The organism is Timonella sp. A28 (assembly GCF_051200815.1).
Classification (GTDB): domain Bacteria; phylum Actinomycetota; class Actinomycetes; order Actinomycetales; family Cellulomonadaceae; genus Timonella.
In genome coordinates this window covers 879426-897064 of record NZ_CP195159.1, presented here as the reverse complement: position 1 = coordinate 897064, position 17639 = coordinate 879426, and the positions used below count along the sequence as shown (strand labels likewise).

The window sequence follows — 17639 nt, the reverse complement described above, 5'->3', positions numbered from 1 at the left end:
ACATTTTTTATGAAAAATTAGCGCATACCTTTGCGATCTGGGCGTGCACGCATAGGGTCGATTCCCTTAGGGATAGGCAGTTTAACCTGACCGAGTGCTGTGAGGCGCTTGTGCACCTCTGAGACCTCAGCACGAGTCAATTTTGGTTTGAGCTTTTGTACGGCACGAGTCAACTTTGGAAGCGGTACTTGACCTTCATCGTTTCCACACGCAATAACGTGGATAGGAACACCAGGAAGTACGCGAGAAAGTCGTTTCTCTTCCTTCTCAACAAGCTTTTCTGCTTGTCGGGCTGGACCTTCAGAAACTAGAACTACACCAGGGCGTCCGATGCCGCGAAACACAACGGCTTTGCTCTTTGCATCGAAAAGCGCTGGTTCTTCTGGGAAGGACCAACCGCGACGCAACGTTCCAAGAGCTGCACGTGACGCGCCTTCATGCCCTTCGAGCATGCTGTACTGTACTTTCTCTGCTTTTCGAGCCAGTACGAACATGCCACCAAGAGGTGCGAACAATAAGCCGATTACGGCGAAGTACCACACCAAATTGAAGAGCAAACCAACAAGGACAAAGAGCGCAAGGACACCGGCAGCAACACCAAAGATCGCCCAGCGAGCTTTTGGATCGTGTTGAACCGTGAGCTTATAAACTTGCGCGACTTGGTGATACCACCGTGTCTTCTTTGGTTTCTTCTGCTTTTGTGCAGGCGCATCAGTAACTGCGTCGTTGGAGGTGTTCTTTCGAGCCATGTACCTAGTCTAGTGGGTTGTTTCCATGAAAAAAGCCAAATACCGCTGTTGCCTTATAGGTATGCAGGTAACGACAGGGTGTAATTCTGTTTATCTCTGCAAAAGAGCGGACGCTTCTTGACGAGAAACGACCTCTTGGGCAAGGTGAGCGAGCTCGTGGGGGATCGTGCGTCCCTTTTTAGTCATGGCTTGCCCCCACAAACGTCCAGCCCGGTAGGACGAGCGCACGAGTGGACCAGACATGACCCCGAGGAAGCCAATTCGTTCAGCTTCTTGAGCAAGTTCTACGAACTCTTCAGGTTTGACCCAACGATCAACCGGGTGGTGTCGTTTTGATGGCCGTAAATATTGCGTAATGGTGATGAGGTCACAACCGCTTTCGTGAAGTTGTTCAAGAGCTTCAACGATTTCTTCAGTGGTTTCGCCCATACCAAGGATCAAATTGGACTTTGTGACAAGCCCTGCCTGACGTGCCCGTGTAATGACAGACAAGGAACGCTCATAGCGGAATCCGGGTCGGATGGCTTTAAAAATACGGGGGACTGTCTCCACGTTATGCGCAAGTACTTGAGGTGCAGATTCATTTACTTGGTCGAGCAGTTCGGGAATAGCGTTGAAGTCAGGAATTAAGAGCTCAACACCTGTTGTTGGGTTGAGTGCGTGAATTTGTCGCACAGTCTCCGCATACAGCCATGCACCGCCGTCGGCGAGGTCATCACGTGCTACGCCTGTAACAGTTGAATATTTCAGTCCCATAGAACGAACAGATTCAGCAACGCGACGAGGCTCATCGGGGTCGAATGTGGCAGGTTTGCCCGTATCAATTTGGCAAAAATCGCAGCGACGAGTGCATTGGTCACCGCCAATGAGGAATGTTGCTTCGCGGTCTTCCCAGCATTCAAAAATGTTGGGGCAGCCTGCTTCTTCGCATACAGTGTGCAAGCCACCGCCTTTGACGAGCCCCTTCAGCTCACTGTACTGAGGGCCCATCGTGGCTCGAGTTTTAATCCACTCGGGTTTTTTCTCGATAGGGACAGCAGAATTTCGTGCTTCAATTCGTAAGAGTTTGCGGCCCTCTGGTGACGAAACCATAGGAAGCTCCTTAGTGTGGGTGTGCGTGAGGAGATTTAGGCAGATACGCCAAGTTCTTTAAGCTGTTCAGTTAAGTGATATTCCAGCGAAGCAAGAGCCTGCGCCGGCGTAATAAGCGACGATGTTTCTGTGCTGAGTGTTGTTACTCCAGCATCAGAAATGCCGCATGGAGTGATGGCGTTAAAAGGTTCAAGAGAATTAGAGCAATTCAATGCCAGTCCGTGCATTGTGACACCTTGCGAGACTCGAACACCAAGTGCACATATTTTGTTGTCGTGCGGAAGCGTGGGCGACCGATGCCACACACCGCTGCGGTCAGTGACCCTATGCGTGTTTAGGGAGAAGTCGCTACACACGTTCATGACTGCTTGCTCAAGTGTACGAACATATGCGACAACATCCAGCGGCTCTGGCAAACGCACAATGGGATATGCGACAAGCTGACCGGGCCCATGCCATGTGATTTTTCCACCGCGATCGATGTCAATAACGTGGGTGTTTTGCGGGTATTCATGTTTACGAGTTCGTCGGCCAGCCGTGTACACACTGGCATGTTCCACAAAAATGATTGTGTTGGGTCGGATTCCAGCGGCGACGTCTGAGTGGAGCGTGCGCTGTAGTTCAAGGGTTTCAACAAATGCACTAGTGCGTGTGCCTACACCGAGATCCAAAAACTCCATGATTACACCGTAAACTTCACAAGGGTTGAAGGGGCACTCTCTCAAAAAATGGGATCATGTAAATGTGTGTAAAAAGCAATTTTTGTGCACTCAGCAGAAAATAGACACGGGTAGCCCTACCCTGTAGAAAACAGCAAAGCCTTCATGTAAGTGCGATTTGCTAGTTCTGTGCGTATTCTCAACGAATCAGATATTGCAACGCTCTCACAAGCAGGCATCCGCATTTCTGCACCCCTACCTCGACACAATACCCCTACCAGCCACATACCGGCACACAGAGCCACCACCGACTCAGGCGAGCAGGTAGACCTCCACTGCATTTGGATAGGGGAAGACGAACAAAGCGCCCACGCACGCGAATACTGGATACGCGTTATCTCCACCTTCTCTGAACTACGCTCAGAACCAAGCATCCAAGGCATAGTCCAAAGCGTAGACCTCAACGACTTATGTGCGCTTGCAGTAGAACCAGCACAGCCTCTCGCTGCAGGCAAAGAACAAAACTTGCGCACACACAACGTCGTTGAGGTCCTGATCAGCGTTTCGTCTGCTCTTTTACTCCTGCGTTCGCTGTATATAACTCCCATGCGCTTATCAACACAGGATGTTGTCGTCGATAATCACAACAACTATCAACTGTCTGCGCAATGCGAACTAAGCTTTGGCAACGACAGTCTCTTTGGGAACAGAGCTGAACATAAAAGTTCAGTCGATATGCTCATCGAACTAGTTGCAGAAATTCAGGCAGAAAAATTATGTATCGAACCACAACTTGCACTCGTTGAAGGCTCATTACGTGCAATTAGAGAACGGCCACATAGTGAAGACGCATTAGGTGAAGTCATAACAACGCTCAAACAAATCAATCTGAGCAGCACGGAAAACACCCCACACCACGAAGAACTAAACGATCAGTGGGTGCATCCGACAGCCCTAGTGCAAGCGCAACGCACACAGAAAAAACTAATCCCACAGATACCCAAACCCGCATTATGGGCAGCAATAGCAGGGATCGTCGTAGTGAGCGTAAGCATTGCAAGCTATGCACTTGGTTTACAGCGCAATACGCCACCACAAGCAATAGCACAGCAGCCGATAGTGCAAAGATCCTACATTAATGATCTTGTCTATCCGCTCATCGTCCGTGGCTTAGTACAGCAAAGATACACATATATTGCAGAACAGAGCGCACACAAATCTGACAGTCATGAACCATCCCCAATATTGCATGGAGAAATAGCAGACCACACCAACACAGTTATTCAATCGCTTCGAGAGAGCGCAACCACCCTTAAAAACCCTGCAATTACTTTTCACTCAGTGGACTTACTAACTCAACAAGAACACACAGCAACAGTGCAAGCGTACTACACGGTTACAGGAACTCTGATGCACGATAAAAAACAACCCTATGAACTTACCGAACACGTCATCTTTGAGGTCGTCAACAAAAACGGAACATGGGTGCTGTCGACTGCACACGCACAGACCGATCAATGATCACCTTTAAGGCTAAGAGCGACATCAAATACAAGTTTTTGGGCAGGGGATTCCATCAATATTCAATATAAGTCTTATTTATTAAGTCTTGTGAAATGAGATGCATTCAAGTATTGTCCAAATTGATATAATTTTGATTATCTAGCCCGGTGTTATCGTGGTTTGGAGGCCTTGAGATGAGTGTTCGAACTAAAGCAGTAGGCGCAGCAATTGCCTGTATTTTAGGGCTCGGCGTGGGCCTTTTCACTGCAAATGCTATGACAATAGACCCTGGGGTTTCGCCTGAAAAGAAAAACGAAATTAACGAAGCTCAGGATTTGGAGCCAACGGGTCACAATGCTGACGATATGTCAGGTCCGAAGCGTCTTCCTGCTTTCGCAGATGCAGGTTCTGAGGGTGACGTGGCGAAGATTAAAAGTGTAATTTCCAATTTGCTAACTGATGCTACAGCGCCGGGACGTATTGAAAAGGGTACGGTTCTATCAGAAGACCCAAGTCGGGAATTGACCGTAAAGATGCAGAGTCGAAATGAAAACCTAAATTTAGGTGCTGATAAAACAGAAGAGCGTAGAAAACTTCTTGAAAACGTGTGGGCAAATAAAAGCGATGTAGATTTCTCGCTAAAGGCTAATAATGAAGGTGTGCAAGAAGAGGTTATACAAGGAGCTGATCTCAGTTCTGCCTTTGTGCACAATGCTTTTGTTCTTGAAGGGTTTGAAGGTGTTCGGGTTTCCGGTGATACCGCATATGTGCAGCTTATTGGATACATGGATTATACAAGCGCAGATGGAACAAAAAGGCCGAACCCGCGCGCTCAGTACAAGATTGATCTTGTGAGGGCTCCGCAAGCAACCTATGGATGGCTTATTGCGGAACGTAAGTACACTGACTTTTGGGAGTTTGGCGAAAAGTGATCCGAGCATCTTTAAACTATTTTGTATTTGCGCTCATCTTGGTGTGTGCTTTTTTGGTTGGGACTTTGGTGGCTCCTGTTGCAGAGGCTGCAGGATATAACGGAAAAGCAGCCGCAGCCTACGCAAAAATTTATGCGTGTAACAACAACACCGCGTGCCGCAATAAAGCGTATGTAAACTATTACTCAAATTGCACAAACTTTGTCTCACAAGCCTTGTTAGCTGGAGGTAAAAAGGAAGTAGAGAGCGGATATCCGTTCTGGGCATATGGTAACAAAAATGTACATTCCCGCAGTTGGTCATCAGTGGATCATTTTTTAGAATTTTGGGAAGAACCGGGTAAAAAGCGTTCTACAGTTACTCATTATACGAAGAAGATGGGTAGCGCATATACTTCGGCTGCAAAAGGCGATGTGTATGTGTACGACTGGGGTAAAGGCGATGGCTGGTCACATCTTGCTATAGCTACAGGCTATGGAAACTTCGTTAATTATTACGATGTGACTGCCAGAAAGAACTATAACTCGGTGACTGGCGGCTCAGGCGACAAGATCGCGCAACATTCCACAGACCGTGATGGGGCACCATGGAACTGGGGCTATCATGGCGAACCGGATAAAACGGTTAAAGCAAAAATGCGAACAAAGATCTTACATATTTCAAATTAATACAATTAATTCCGTGGCGATTTGAAGGCTTGTCATTTCTTGGTCCGCAATGGTTTCTTTTAACCTGACTGGTTAGTAAAAGCCCACTGCACAGCATCCGCAACCGTGGCGTGGTTGAACCGGAAACCCAACTCCACAAGCACGCTGGGCGTGATTTCAACGCCTTGCAATATTTCATCAGCAAACTCACCGAGCACCATCCGTAGGGCAAACCCAGGAACCTTCATAAAAGATGGGCGATGAAGCGCACGCGCGCACGCTTGCGTGATCTCTTTATTCGTTGCTGCCTGCGGAGCGACCAAGTTTACTGGCCCCCACCCACGTGAATCGTCAAGTAAGAACAACAAAGCTCGAATGTGGTCGTCTAGAGTTATCCAACTCCATACTTGATCACCGCTACCGAGCGGCCCACCAACACCAAAGCGAAGTGGCAAGAGAAGTTTCTTAAGAGCGCCACCGTGAGGGCTTAAAACAATCCCCGTCCGCAGACTTGTCAGACGTGTACCACGCGCCATAGCAGGGCGTGCCGCTTGCTCCCAGAGTTCACATACATGTGCAAGATATGTGTCACCCGCCGGTGAAGTTTCATCTACCCGATGAGAAGGAAAACCGTAAAAACCGCTTGCTGAACCGGAAAGGAACACCTTCGCAGGTTCTTCAGTTTTCAGCAAAGCCTGCGTGATCGTATGTGTTGCAGCTACTCGTGAGGCAAGGATTTCTTCTTTGTATTCTGTGGTCCATCGTCTGTCGCCGATGCTTGCACCAGCAAGATTAACAATGCCGTCAACGCCCTCAAGAACACGCGGGTTAAGGACGCCTTGCCGTGGGTCCCACACTTCATCGCGCACTCCAGCAGGAACAACTGTTTTGTGCTGCCGCAATGTTTCTTGACGCACAAGCCGAATAACAGAATCTCCTCGGTCTACGAGGGCATCAACAAGTCGGCTACCGATGAGTCCCGTAGCGCCGCTTACAACAATTGTGCGTGGCTGTGGCATGCATCCATCGTAAAACAAGGGATTCATATTAGCCGTGTAAACAGCACATTCATGTAAAACCCAACATGGGTGGTGCCTTTCTTACGAAAAGCACCACCCATGTTTAAGCGACGTGTTGGTTACAGGCCGAGTTTGTCTTCGAAGGCACCCTCTTCGATGCGTGCCTTAACAGCTGACAAGAAGCGTGACGCGTCAGCACCATCAACGAGACGGTGGTCATAAGAAATCGACAAGTATGTGAATGTGCGGATCGCAATCACATCTTCACCGTCAGCACCCTTAACAACTGCTGGACGCTTCACCATAGTTCCAGTGCCCATAATCGCTGATGTGCCGACTGGAACGATCGGGGTGTCGAACAGAGCACCACCCGATCCTGTGTTTGTGATGGTGAAGGTTGCGCCAGACAATTCGTCAGGCTTGACCTTGTTGTCACGGGTACGAGCCCCAAGATCGCTGATTGATTGAGCGAATCCAGCAAGGTTGAGGTCTCCAGCATTCTTTACAACTGGAACAAGCAGACCACGCTCAGTGTCGACTGCAATACCAATGTTTTCGGTTGCTGGGTAAGTGATGGTCTTGTCTGCAAGAACACCGTTGATCTTCGGGTAAGCCTGAAGAGCTTCGGTTGCTGCAAGAGCATAGAACGACAGGAACGTGAGGTTAGCGTTGTGCTTAGCCTTAAACGATTCCTTCACCTTTGTACGGAGTTTAACGATGTTTGTAACATCAACTTCCATGACCGTGGTGAGCTGAGCTTGCGTTTGCAGTGCTTCAACCATGCGTTCTGCAATGATCTGGCGCAGACGGCTTGCCTTTTCTGTTGTACCGCGAAGTGGCGATACAGGCAGAACTGTCGAAGCAGCCTTTGCCGATGCAGCAGGTGCGGAAGCAGCTGCAGCAGCTGGCGCTGCTGGAGCAGGTTGAGCGGCAGCAAGAACGTCTTCCTTACGGATACGTCCGCCAACACCAGTGCCTGAAAGGGTCGATAGATCAACGCCCTTTTCGGCAGCGAGTTTACGCACGAGAGGCGTGACGTAGCCGCTCTTTTTCGCTGGCGTAGCAACAGCTGCAGGTGCAGCGGGTGCTGCTGGTGCTGCTGGGGCGGCGGCTGGTGCTGGTGTTGCTGCTACAGGAGCTGGAGCTGGTGCTGGGGTAGCGGCTGGTGCAGGAGCTGCAGGAGCTGCAGGAGCAGCTGCTTGTGCGCTTCCGCCAACGACTGCTAGTACAGCGCCGACCTCTGCGGTTTCGTCTTCTTGGACGAGGATTGCAGTGATGACACCAGCAACTGGTGATGGAACTTCGGTGTCGACCTTGTCTGTGGAAACCTCGAGCAAAGGCTCGTCGATTTCTACAGTGTCACCGATGTTCTTGAGCCAACGAGTCACAGTACCTTCGGTAACGGACTCACCAAGTGCTGGAAGAGTTACCTCTTCACCACCTGTTGCAGCGGGTGCTGCTGGGGCGGCTGGTGCTGGTGTTGCTGCTACAGGAGCTGGAGCTGGTGCTGGGGTAGCGGCTGGTGCAGGAGCTGCAGGAGCAGCTGCTTGTGCGCTTCCGCCAACGACTGCTAGTACAGCGCCGACCTCTGCGGTTTCGTCTTCTTGGACGAGGATTGCAGTGATGACACCAGCAACTGGTGATGGAACTTCGGTGTCGACCTTGTCTGTGGAAACCTCGAGCAAAGGCTCGTCGATTTCTACAGTGTCACCGATGTTCTTGAGCCAACGAGTCACAGTACCTTCGGTAACGGACTCACCAAGTGCTGGAAGAGTTACCTCTTCACCACCTGTTGCAGCTGGTGCTGCTGGGGCGGCTGGTGCTGGTGTTGCTGCTACAGGAGCTGGAGCTGGTGCTGGGGTAGCGGCTGGTGCAGGAGCTGCAGGAGCAGCTGCGGCGCCCGACCCATCGCCGATGACAGCAAGAACGCCACCAACCTCGACGACTTCGTCTTCCTCAGCCAAAATTTGTTCCACAACACCGGCGAAAGGTGAAGGGATTTCGGTGTCGACCTTGTCTGTGGAAACCTCGAGCAAAGGCTCGTCGATTTCTACAGTGTCACCGATGTTCTTGAGCCAACGAGTCACAGTACCTTCGGTAACGGACTCACCAAGTGCTGGCATCTGCACGTTGTTAGACATTACGTCTCCAAACTTTCAAAAAGACTGAAAACCTATTAGTTGTGGGCGTGAAGTGGCTTGCCAGCGAGAGACAAGAACGCCTCGCCAAGAGCCTCATTCTGAGTTGGGTGGGCGTGGATAAGCGGAGCAACATCCTCTGGGTATGCTTCCCAGTTCACAATAAGTTGGCCTTCACCGATGAGTTCACCGACTCGAGCACCAATCATGTGTACACCAACCACAGGGCCATCTTTTTGGCGGACCAGCTTGATGAATCCTTGTGTGTTGAGGATCTTGGACTTACCGTTTCCAGCAAGGTTGTATTCGATGGTTTCGACGTTGTCTGCGCCATAAGTTTCTTTGGCTTGTGCTTCAGTGATACCAACTGAACCAATTTCTGGTTCGGAGTAGGTGACACGTGGGATACCAGATTCAACGATTGGTTGTGGGTTAAGTCCCATGATTTGTTCTGCAACGAAGATACCTTGCTGGAACCCGCGGTGTGCGAGTTGCAGGCCTGGCACGATGTCGCCGACAGCCCAAATGTTTCCAACACCGGTGTGCAGCTTTTCGTCAACAATAACGAACCCACGGTCAAGCGTGATGCCCTGTACTTCGTAGCCTAGGTCGGCGGTGCGCGGACCACGGCCGATCGCGACGAGGAGGTACTCTGCGTCAAAGGTTTTGCCTGATTCGAGGGTGACGTGTACGCCGTTAGCGTCTTGGGTGACGCTAGCGAAACGATCGCCTAGGTTGAACTTGATTCCACGCTTGCGGAATGCACGCTCAAGGTTCTTTGAGATTGCTTCGTCCTCGTTTGGTACGAGGTGTGGCAGACCTTCAATGATTGTGACGTCGGCGCCGAATGACTTCCATACGGATGCGAACTCTGAACCGATGACACCGCCACCAAGGATGATGGCCGAACCTGGAACGTGTTCCATGGCGAGAGCGTGCTCGGAGGTCATGACGCGACCTTCGATTGCTAAGCTTGGGAGTGAGCGTGAGTATGATCCGGTGGCGAGCACAATGTGCTTACCGGTGATGCGCTGACCGTTTACCTCGATTGCGTTGTGTGCAACGAGTTTTCCGTAGCCTTCGATCAACGTGATCTTGCGGGATTTTACGAGCCCTTGGAGGCCCTTGTACAAGCCGGAGATCACACCAGACTTGTAGTTGTTGACACCTGACATGTCGATGCCGTTGAATGTCGCGTTGACACCGAACTGGTGTCCTTCACGAACGTTGTCAGCAACTTCTGCAGCGTGCAGAAGAGCCTTGGTCGGGACACAGCCGTAGTGGAGGCACGTTCCACCGAGCTTGTCTGCTTCGATTAGTGCAACGTTTTGTCCGAGCTGTGCAGCGCGGAGTGCAGTGGCATAACCACCGCTTCCTCCGCCCAAGACGACAATGTCGAAGTCGGTGCCGGGGGTTTCGGCCACGGTCTGCTCCTTAACGCAAGGGGTATGGATACTGTTCCATCTTGTCATTAAGGTCGCCGTTGCCAAAGTGGAAAATGCACTTATCCGTGCTCGTCACGTGTGATTCTTGAGACAAATCTAGTTTTCACGACGAGAAAGCCTGTTTGGTCGTGATTTCTCTGTTCACGTAGAGCGGATTTAGCGTCAACCATTTTTTTGGTGGTTGGCGCGGTATTCTTCCAGCATGGGTTTTTTCAGTCGCCTTTTTCGTTCTGACTCACACACACTGTCAGCATCTGCGGGCGCGCCTGAATCTGGTCGGGGCAGCGACCGACGACGAGCTACGTTTGAGCATTTGGAAAAGTTCACGAGGACACGCGTTGGTGTTGAAGCGTATATTGAGCCGCCGAACTCGAATGAGCCGGTATCTATTTTGCTTATTGCGACGACGGGGGAGTGGACACGACGTCGGGTACCTTCTGCCGCTGATGCACGCAAGATCGCGCAAGAGTTGGGCATACCTGTGTATGACGTGAACTTTACGGGGTATCCGCAGCGGATGCGTGAGTGGAACTCTGCACATAAGCGTCGATAATCATGCATATAAAAAGGGTGGACAACAGTAATGGTGTCCACCCTTTTTATATATTGGTGTGAGCGTCTATTGTGCGCTGTTTTCTAGCACGCTTAGGAGTGTGCGAACACCGTGCCCTGTTCCGCCCTTGTGGGTGTATCCGAATGGTGCGGATTCGTTGAAGGACGGTCCTGCAATGTCGAGGTGCGCCCATGGGCGTCCGTCGGTGAATTCTTTGAGGAAGTGACCGGCCACGAGCATGCCACCCCAACGTTGTCCCATGTTTGCGAGGTCAGCTACTTGGGAGTCAAGTGTTGGGCGTAGTTCTTCAGGTAGTGGCATGTGCCAGAAAGATTCTCCGGCTTCTTGTGCGCCTTCGAGAACGTCTGCGACTGCTCCGTCTGTTCCCATAACCGCAGATACGCGGTTTCCGAGTGCAACCATTTGTGCACCGGTGAGAGTGGCGATGTCGAAGATGAGTTCGGCGCCGTCTTCTACCGCGGAGACGAGTCCATCAGCAAGGACGAGGCGTCCTTCAGCGTCGGTGTTGAGTACTTCAACGGTTTTTCCGCCGCGGATGGTCAACACGTCGGATGGGCGGGTTGCGGTTCCTGAAGGCATGTTTTCAGCAAGGCAGAGGTATCCGGTTACGGAGACGCCAAGGCCTAGTTTCGCTGCAGCGATAACTGTGTTGAGTACAGCAGCAGCACCAGCCATGTCACTCTTCATCGCTTCCATGCCGGCAGCCGGTTTGATGGAGATTCCACCGGTGTCGAAGGTGATGCCTTTACCTACGAGTGCAATTTTTTTCTTTGCACGTGGTGGGTTGTAGGAGAGCTTGACGAGGCGTGGGCCGCGGCTTGATCCTTGCCCAACTCCGAGAAGACCACCGTATCCACCAGCGGTGAGTGCTTTTTCGTCGAGCACTGTTACTTTGACGCCGGTTCCTTTAGCGCGTGCTTTTGCGATGTCGGCAAATGCTGCTGGGTAGAGGTCGTTTGGTGCAGTGTTGACGAGGTCACGGGTGGAGTGCACGGCAGCGGCGAGGATTTCAGCGCGTGCGCCACCCTTTTTCACTGCTGTTTGACCTGCGAGCGGTGACACGATTTCGAAGGATGCTACTGGTGCGCCAGTGGTTGCGGCTTTTCCAGTGCGGTAGGTGCGGAAAGCGTAGGCACCGAAGAGTGCGCCTTCAGCGATTGCTGTTACTTCGGTTTCTTCCTGTGTTGGAAGAGCGATTGCAACGGTTTTTACGTCAGCGAGGGTGCGGGCTGCTGAGCCTGCTGCGCGACGTAGTTGTTCTTCGCGTCCGTAGTGGTTGTCACCTAGGCCGACTAGTACAAGTGTTTTAGCTGCGAAGGCGTCTGGTGCGGGTACGCGAATGACGCTGTCAGCTTTGGCGCTTGCGCCAAGGGCGGTGAGGTCGAGGTGTGCAACGCTTTTGGCGTCGAAGTTGTCTGGACCGACGATTGCGGGGGTGGAGTCTACCGACTCGACACCGAGAACCAGCACGTCAGCCTTGATTGTTTTCAGATCTTTTGTTGTAAAGGTTAGTTCAGCCACCATTCGATCTTACCCATGAGGTTGGGAAACTGAAGCCTCGGTCAGGTAATCTCAAGAACGTGTTTCTGGTCTTGAGTGTTTTGGTGTTTAGCTCTGCGGCTTTTGTCCTAGGGTGGTCGGCTCTTTTTGTGATGAAAGATCGACCTGTGATTTTGAAGCAACTTTTTGCTGCTGGTGTGGTTGAAGCCCTCTTAATTATTCAAGCTGTGACTTCTGCAGTTGTGCTCCTTAACCAACACCGTGACATTGAACCGTGGGAATTTTGGGGATACGTCTTTACCATTTTGGTGATCCTTCCCGCCGCCGCACTATGGGCTTTCGCGGAACGTACAAAGTGGAGTTCTGTAGTGTTGTTGATTGCTGCTTTTACGGTGATCTTCTTGCAATTCCGATTAATTCAGTTGTGGGGTTGAGCGCCGTTTAGGTGTGGCGAAGAGCATGCGCCAGATGTGGTTGCTTGCGCTTGATATTTTAGATTGTGGTGGAAAAAGAAAACATGTCGCACGATCAACCTGAACGCGCCGAAAGCAGTAACGAAACATCGTGGAAAAGCCGGTTGACTGATCGGTTAGAAACACAAAACGCGGTCGAGTCAGGCACAAACTCTGGTCGCGGGTTTGGCCGCTTACTTGTTGCCGTGTACGCGATCTTGGCGATCGCAGCTACCGCGCGTGGATCATGGCAGTTACTCGACCACGGATCAGAAGCGCCGTTAGCTTATAGTTTGTCGTTACTTGCCGGAATCATTTATGTGATTGCGACTTTTGCCCTAGCGATAGGAACACCACCGTGGCGTAAAGTTGCGTGGGCTGCCGTACTGTTCGAAGCAGTCGGCGTGGTTGGTGTTGGGCTGTCGAGTTTAGCTGTGCAAGGGTGGTTCCCCGATAAAACAGTGTGGTCGCAATTCGGTCAAGGATACGGCTACATTCCGCTGATTTTGCCGTTTGTTGGGATGTTGTGGTTGTGGCGTACCCGCCACCATGGCGAACAACATACTGTTGAACACGGTAACGCCGAGTAGTGCACCCCCGTCATACGATCGTCGCTTAAAACTTACGGAAGGCATACACATGTACAAGTTCATTTTTAAGAATGTTTTCTCAAAAATGGATCCGGAGCAGGCGCACCATCTCGTATACACGGGAATTAGTGTTGCTGGAAAAATTCCTTTTGTGAGCGGCGTCATTGAGGGCGCAATCGCACCATACTTGCAAGGACAAGGCGTAGAAGTTTTTGGTCGACGAGTTCCAGCTCCTTTCGGTTTAGCTGGTGGTTTCGACAAGGACGCGCGGGCAGTACGCGGGCTCACAATGTTAGGGTTCGGGTTTGTTGAGATTGGAACCGTTACAGCTCAAGCACAACCTGGAAACGAAAAACCGCGCATGTGGCGTGAGATCGGCATCGGCGGTTTACGTAATCGCATGGGCTTCAACAATGAAGGTGCTCAGGCTGCCGCCCGTGAACTAGCCAAACTACGTGCTTCTAAAAAGGGTCGTTCTGTTTTTGTTGGTGTGAACATCGGAAAAACAAAAGTTACTCCAGCAGACCAAGCCGCCGAAGATTATGCGTTTAGTGCCCGACTTCTTGCACCCTACGCAGACTATCTTGTCGTAAACGTGTCATCCCCAAACACTCCAGGGCTGCGTGATCTGCAAAGCGTTGACGCGTTGCGTCCTATCTTGGAAGCAGTACGAAAAGCTGCAGACGAATCAACCACCGATAAAGGATTACCTCGAGTTCCTTTGTTGGTAAAGATCGCCCCAGATTTAGCAGACGAAGACATCCAAGCGGTGGCTGGTCTCGCCCGCGATCTTGAACTTGATGGTGTGGCTGCCGTGAACACAACCATTAACCACGACTTGGGTCCAGGTGGCCTATCTGGAAAACCAGAACTTGAACGCGGGCTTGAGGTTGTGGGTCTTCTGCGCTCAGCTTTGGGAGCAGACTCCGTCATCATCGGTGTAGGCGGAATTACCACCGGCGAGGACGCGCAACGGTACATCGACGCGGGAGCAAACCTTGTGCAAGGGTATACGGGCTTCATTTACGAAGGCCCATTGTGGGCACGTCGAATCAACAAAAAACTGTTGAATAAGTAGGTTCAGAAGTAAAGAACGTGTGGGCGGAAACGATGATCGTTTCCGCCCACACGTGTATTCAGCAATGAACTATTTAGCGTTCACCAGGCTGGTCTTCCAAAGTTTTAGCAGGGTTACGTTCAACAGTGTCGCCAAGAATTTCATCAATGCGAGCCATCGCATCTGCAGGGATTACAACTTCGCTGGCTTTGACGTTTTCTTCGACTTGTTCTGGACGCGATGCACCGATAATCGCTGCAGCAACATTGTCGTTTTGTAGCACCCATGCGACACCAAGCTGGGCAAGGGAAACATCTAGCTCGTCGGCAATTGGACGCAGGTTTTGCACGCGAGTAAGGACGTCATCATTCATTGCGGCTCGAATGAAACGTGACGCAGAATCAAGGGTTGCGCGTGAACCGGCAGGATATTCCTGACCTGGCAGATACTTACCAGTCAAGATTCCCTGTGCCAGAGGAGACCACACAATTTGTGACAGTCCCAGTTCGGCGGACGTAGGAACAACCTCGTCTTCAATGACACGCCACAGCATGTTGTACTGAGGCTGGCTCGAAATGAGTTGGAAGCCAAGTTCCTTTGAATACGCGTGTGCCGCACGGATCTGATCCGCGGTCCATTCCGACACCCCAATGTAGAGCGCTTTGCCTTGTCGAACAATGTCGGCGAAAGCAAGCATTGTTTCTTCAAGAGGGGTAGACACGTCGTAGCGGTGTGCCTGGTACAGGTCAACATAGTCTGTGCCCAAACGTGAAAGGGAACCGTTAATGGACTCCATAATGTGTTTGCGTGACAAACCTGAGTCGTTTGGCCCCATCGGACCGGTCGGCCAGTACACCTTTGTGAGGATTTCTAGGGATTCACGGCGTTGACCTTTAAGAGCTTCACCCAAAACAACTTCTGCTTTGGTGTTTGCATACGTGTCAGCAGTATCGAATGTAGTGATTCCAGCGTCTAATGCTGCATTGACACAACGTTGTGCCATCTCATTTTCAACGGTTGAACCGTGGGTGATCCAGTTTCCGTAAATGATGCGGGAGATTTTCAGGCCACTTTTTCCAAGGTATGTATGTTGCATCTCTTAAGGGTATGCCACCCCTGAACTTTTCGAGTCGACCTACAAGAAAGGGGTGTATGCCGTGTACGGCATACACCCCTAACGTGGTGGTTTTAGTGAGGGTATTCCCCATGCTTCACCATCGGTTTAGGAAGGCGACCACGACGGAACTGGAAGGCACGCATGACGGAATACATCATGAGCCCACGCGTGTTGAGCACCTCGTTACCAAATTTTGCGACCAAACGTTTTTTAAGCTGACGCCACAAAATGAAGCCATCAATGACGGTGATAATCACAACGACGTACATGAGCAGCACTGGAAGCACCGCGTACGCTTTCAACTGGCTGGTAAACAATGTGGCAAACAAGAACAGCAACGCGAGGAAAAGGAAGTATTCTCCAAGGTTTCTGCGGGCATCAACAAAGTCACGAATGTATTTTTTTACGGGTCCACGGTCACGGTACGGCATCTTTGACTCGTCACCGTTTTTCATGGCCTGATATTCAGCATCGCGCATTTCGCGTGCTTTTGCCCGAGCAGCTTTAGCTGCAGCGCGACGGTCTTCAGGTACGAGAGGACGTTTCCTGGCGGCTTCTGCTTCCGCTCGAGTAGGTGTGGGACGTCCTTTTTTACCGCTAGCATTGGCGGCTGTTTCAACTGCTTGGCTATCCGTTGCGGTGGTGTCGCTTGGCGTAGCAGCTGACTCTTTCGGGGACTTTTTCAGAGGACTCACGTATACATGATAGTTGAGTTCTGAAGTGGAAATGTTCGGTTTCGCATCCGGGTAAACCGAGTACCCTTAAAGAGTGAGCCAAAAGCAACAATATTTTGAAAAAGTTCGTGAACTCTTCCCTGCTTTACGTGCAGATTTAGAATCTTTGGTCCGGATCCCTAGTGTTTCTGCACCAGCGTTTGACCAGACGCATATGGACACAAGTGCACAAGCGGTCGCACAGTTGTTCCGTGCAGAAGGAATCGATGACGTAAGAGTAGTTACTTCCGGTGGCAGCAAGCCAGCAATTATTGCGCGGATCCCCGCACCTGAGGGTCAACCCACAATACTGCTGTACGCCCACCACGACGTGCAGCCCCCAGGCGATGCAAGCGAATGGGAATCAGAGCCTTTTGAACCTACTGAACGCAACGGACGCTTGTATGGACGTGGCGCTGCAGATGACAAAGCCGGAATTATTGCGCACCTTGGAGCGCTACGTGTTTTAGGCAACGACCTAGGCATCGGCGTCACTGTATTCATTGAAGGTGAAGAGGAAATCGGTTCACCATATTTCACGCAGTTCTTAAACGAATTCCATGAAGACTTGCGCGCTGACGCTATTGTTGTAGCCGATTCGGCAAACTGGAAAGTTGGAGTTCCAGCGCTTACTACTTCACTTCGTGGTCTTGTGGACTGTGTTGTTGATGTTGAAGTCCTTTCACATGCAGTGCACTCGGGGCTTTTTGGTGGTCCTGTTCTTGACTCACTGACGGTGCTGTCTCGATTGATCGCTACCTTGCATGACGAGAACGGTGACGTTGCAGTAGCAGGTCTGGTACACGGCCCACAACCAACCGTTGATTACGACGAAGCTGAGCTGCGTGCTGACGCTGGCGTGTTGGATTCAGTGACATTAGCTGGAACCGGACCTTTGACTGCACGGTTATGGACGAAACCTGCATTGTCAGTTATTGGCATCGACGCTCCAACGGTTGCTTTGTCGTCGAACACGATTGTTCCGAAAGCAAGCGCCAAATTGTCGTTGCGTATTGCACCGGGGCAAGACCCGCAGGCTGCGCTTGATGCATTGCGTAACCACCTCGTCACGCATGCACCGTTTGGCGCGCGCATCACAGTGCATGACGGTGAGCTCGGACAAGCGTTTTTTGCAGGTGAAGATACCCCTGCGATGGTGACTGCGCGCGCTGCTTTTGCGGAAGCGTGGGGTGTGGAATCAGTGGATATCGGAATCGGTGGTTCAATTCCATTTATTGCTGATTTGCGTGAAGCCTTCCCTGATGCGGAAATCTTGGTCACTGGTGTTGAAGACCCAGACTCTCGTGCACACGGCGCAAATGAGTCAGTTGATCTGCAAGAACTGCATAAAGTAGTACTCGCTGAGGCGTTGTTGCTCGACGGTTTGCGTAAATAGAGCATGTAATTGAGGGGGTACGTGACTGATGTCGCGTACCCCCTCAAGCATGTTCA

17 protein-coding genes are annotated in these 17639 nt (G+C 51.2%); 8 read left to right on the top strand and 9 right to left on the bottom strand.

The genetic code is table 11. The features are described from left to right. Positions 1–17 precede the first annotated feature (17 nt). From ACR9EC_RS04295 to lipB, 3 genes are all read right to left on the bottom strand, one after another. Positions 18–749 carry a DUF4191 domain-containing protein gene (locus tag ACR9EC_RS04295; protein ID WP_435300271.1) on the bottom strand — a complete coding sequence of 244 codons (732 nt, stop codon included), beginning with the start codon at positions 747–749 and terminating at the stop codon, positions 18–20. A gap of 90 nt (positions 750–839) precedes the next feature. Further along, entirely contained in the window at positions 840–1841 is a 1002-nt protein-coding gene (gene lipA / locus ACR9EC_RS04290) for a lipoyl synthase (RefSeq protein WP_435300270.1), read from the bottom strand. Positions 1842–1876: 35 nt separating this feature from the next. Then, the gene (lipB, locus tag ACR9EC_RS04285) at positions 1877–2521 is read right to left on the bottom strand and encodes a lipoyl(octanoyl) transferase LipB (protein ID WP_435300269.1); all 645 of its coding nucleotides are present in this window, start codon (positions 2519–2521) and stop codon (positions 1877–1879) included. A 168-nt stretch (positions 2522–2689) separates the two neighbouring features. Between lipB and ACR9EC_RS04280 the strand changes: the two genes are divergently transcribed. From ACR9EC_RS04280 to ACR9EC_RS04270, 3 genes are all read left to right on the top strand, one after another. Beyond that, positions 2690–4021 (top strand): hypothetical protein, encoded by a 1332-nt coding sequence (locus tag ACR9EC_RS04280; RefSeq protein ID WP_435300268.1) that lies wholly within the window; start codon positions 2690–2692, stop codon positions 4019–4021. 176 nt (positions 4022–4197) lie between these two features. After that, positions 4198–4935, top strand: a complete 738-nt coding sequence (locus tag ACR9EC_RS04275; RefSeq protein ID WP_435300267.1) for a hypothetical protein — start codon at positions 4198–4200, stop codon at positions 4933–4935. Beyond that, positions 4932–5603: an amidase domain-containing protein gene (locus ACR9EC_RS04270; protein ID WP_435300266.1), complete on the top strand. Its 672-nt coding sequence runs from the start codon at positions 4932–4934 to the stop codon at positions 5601–5603. Before ACR9EC_RS04275 ends, ACR9EC_RS04270 begins: the two co-directional genes overlap by 4 nt. Positions 5604–5662: 59 nt before the next feature. Here the strand turns inward: ACR9EC_RS04270 and ACR9EC_RS04265 are convergent, their stop codons facing one another. From ACR9EC_RS04265 to lpdA, 3 genes are all read right to left on the bottom strand, one after another. After that, complete coding sequence (locus ACR9EC_RS04265; RefSeq protein WP_435300265.1) at positions 5663–6601, bottom strand: TIGR01777 family oxidoreductase; 939 nt, start codon at positions 6599–6601, stop codon at positions 5663–5665. Between the two features lie 119 nt (positions 6602–6720). Further along, a complete protein-coding gene (sucB, locus tag ACR9EC_RS04260; protein ID WP_435300264.1) occupies positions 6721–8742 on the bottom strand; it encodes a 2-oxoglutarate dehydrogenase, E2 component, dihydrolipoamide succinyltransferase in 2022 nt (673 codons plus the stop codon). Between the two features lie 35 nt (positions 8743–8777). Beyond that, positions 8778–10163: a dihydrolipoyl dehydrogenase gene (lpdA, locus tag ACR9EC_RS04255; RefSeq protein ID WP_435300263.1), complete on the bottom strand. Its 1386-nt coding sequence runs from the start codon at positions 10161–10163 to the stop codon at positions 8778–8780. Positions 10164–10386: 223 nt separating this feature from the next. On the opposite strand from lpdA, the gene ACR9EC_RS04250 reads away from it, so the two are divergent. Beyond that, a complete protein-coding gene (locus ACR9EC_RS04250; protein WP_435300262.1) occupies positions 10387–10737 on the top strand; it encodes an oxidoreductase in 351 nt (116 codons plus the stop codon). Between the two features lie 66 nt (positions 10738–10803). Here the strand turns inward: ACR9EC_RS04250 and ACR9EC_RS04245 are convergent, their stop codons facing one another. Continuing rightward, entirely contained in the window at positions 10804–12279 is a 1476-nt protein-coding gene (locus ACR9EC_RS04245; RefSeq protein WP_435300261.1) for a leucyl aminopeptidase, read from the bottom strand. A 146-nt stretch (positions 12280–12425) separates the two neighbouring features. On the opposite strand from ACR9EC_RS04245, the gene ACR9EC_RS04240 reads away from it, so the two are divergent. The 3 genes from ACR9EC_RS04240 to ACR9EC_RS04230 all read left to right on the top strand — a co-directional run bounded on the left by ACR9EC_RS04240 (position 12426) and on the right by ACR9EC_RS04230 (position 14378). After that, entirely contained in the window at positions 12426–12692 is a 267-nt protein-coding gene (locus ACR9EC_RS04240; protein WP_435300260.1) for a hypothetical protein, read from the top strand. A gap of 83 nt (positions 12693–12775) precedes the next feature. Next, the gene (locus ACR9EC_RS04235; RefSeq protein ID WP_435300259.1) at positions 12776–13300 is read left to right on the top strand and encodes a hypothetical protein; all 525 of its coding nucleotides are present in this window, start codon (positions 12776–12778) and stop codon (positions 13298–13300) included. A gap of 49 nt (positions 13301–13349) precedes the next feature. After that, positions 13350–14378 (top strand): quinone-dependent dihydroorotate dehydrogenase, encoded by a 1029-nt coding sequence (locus ACR9EC_RS04230; protein ID WP_435300258.1) that lies wholly within the window; start codon positions 13350–13352, stop codon positions 14376–14378. A gap of 73 nt (positions 14379–14451) precedes the next feature. Here the strand turns inward: ACR9EC_RS04230 and ACR9EC_RS04225 are convergent, their stop codons facing one another. Together ACR9EC_RS04225 and ACR9EC_RS04220 are read right to left on the bottom strand one after the other, a co-directional pair. Beyond that, the gene (locus tag ACR9EC_RS04225) at positions 14452–15453 is read right to left on the bottom strand and encodes an aldo/keto reductase family protein (protein WP_435300257.1); all 1002 of its coding nucleotides are present in this window, start codon (positions 15451–15453) and stop codon (positions 14452–14454) included. Positions 15454–15545: 92 nt separating this feature from the next. After that, positions 15546–16169 carry a DUF3043 domain-containing protein gene (locus ACR9EC_RS04220; RefSeq protein ID WP_435300256.1) on the bottom strand — a complete coding sequence of 208 codons (624 nt, stop codon included), beginning with the start codon at positions 16167–16169 and terminating at the stop codon, positions 15546–15548. 73 nt (positions 16170–16242) lie between these two features. Here ACR9EC_RS04220 and ACR9EC_RS04215 point away from each other — a divergent pair, with 73 nt between their 5' ends. Further along, positions 16243–17583, top strand: a complete 1341-nt coding sequence (locus ACR9EC_RS04215) for a dipeptidase (RefSeq protein WP_435300255.1) — start codon at positions 16243–16245, stop codon at positions 17581–17583. The last annotated feature ends 56 nt before the right edge of the window (positions 17584–17639 follow it).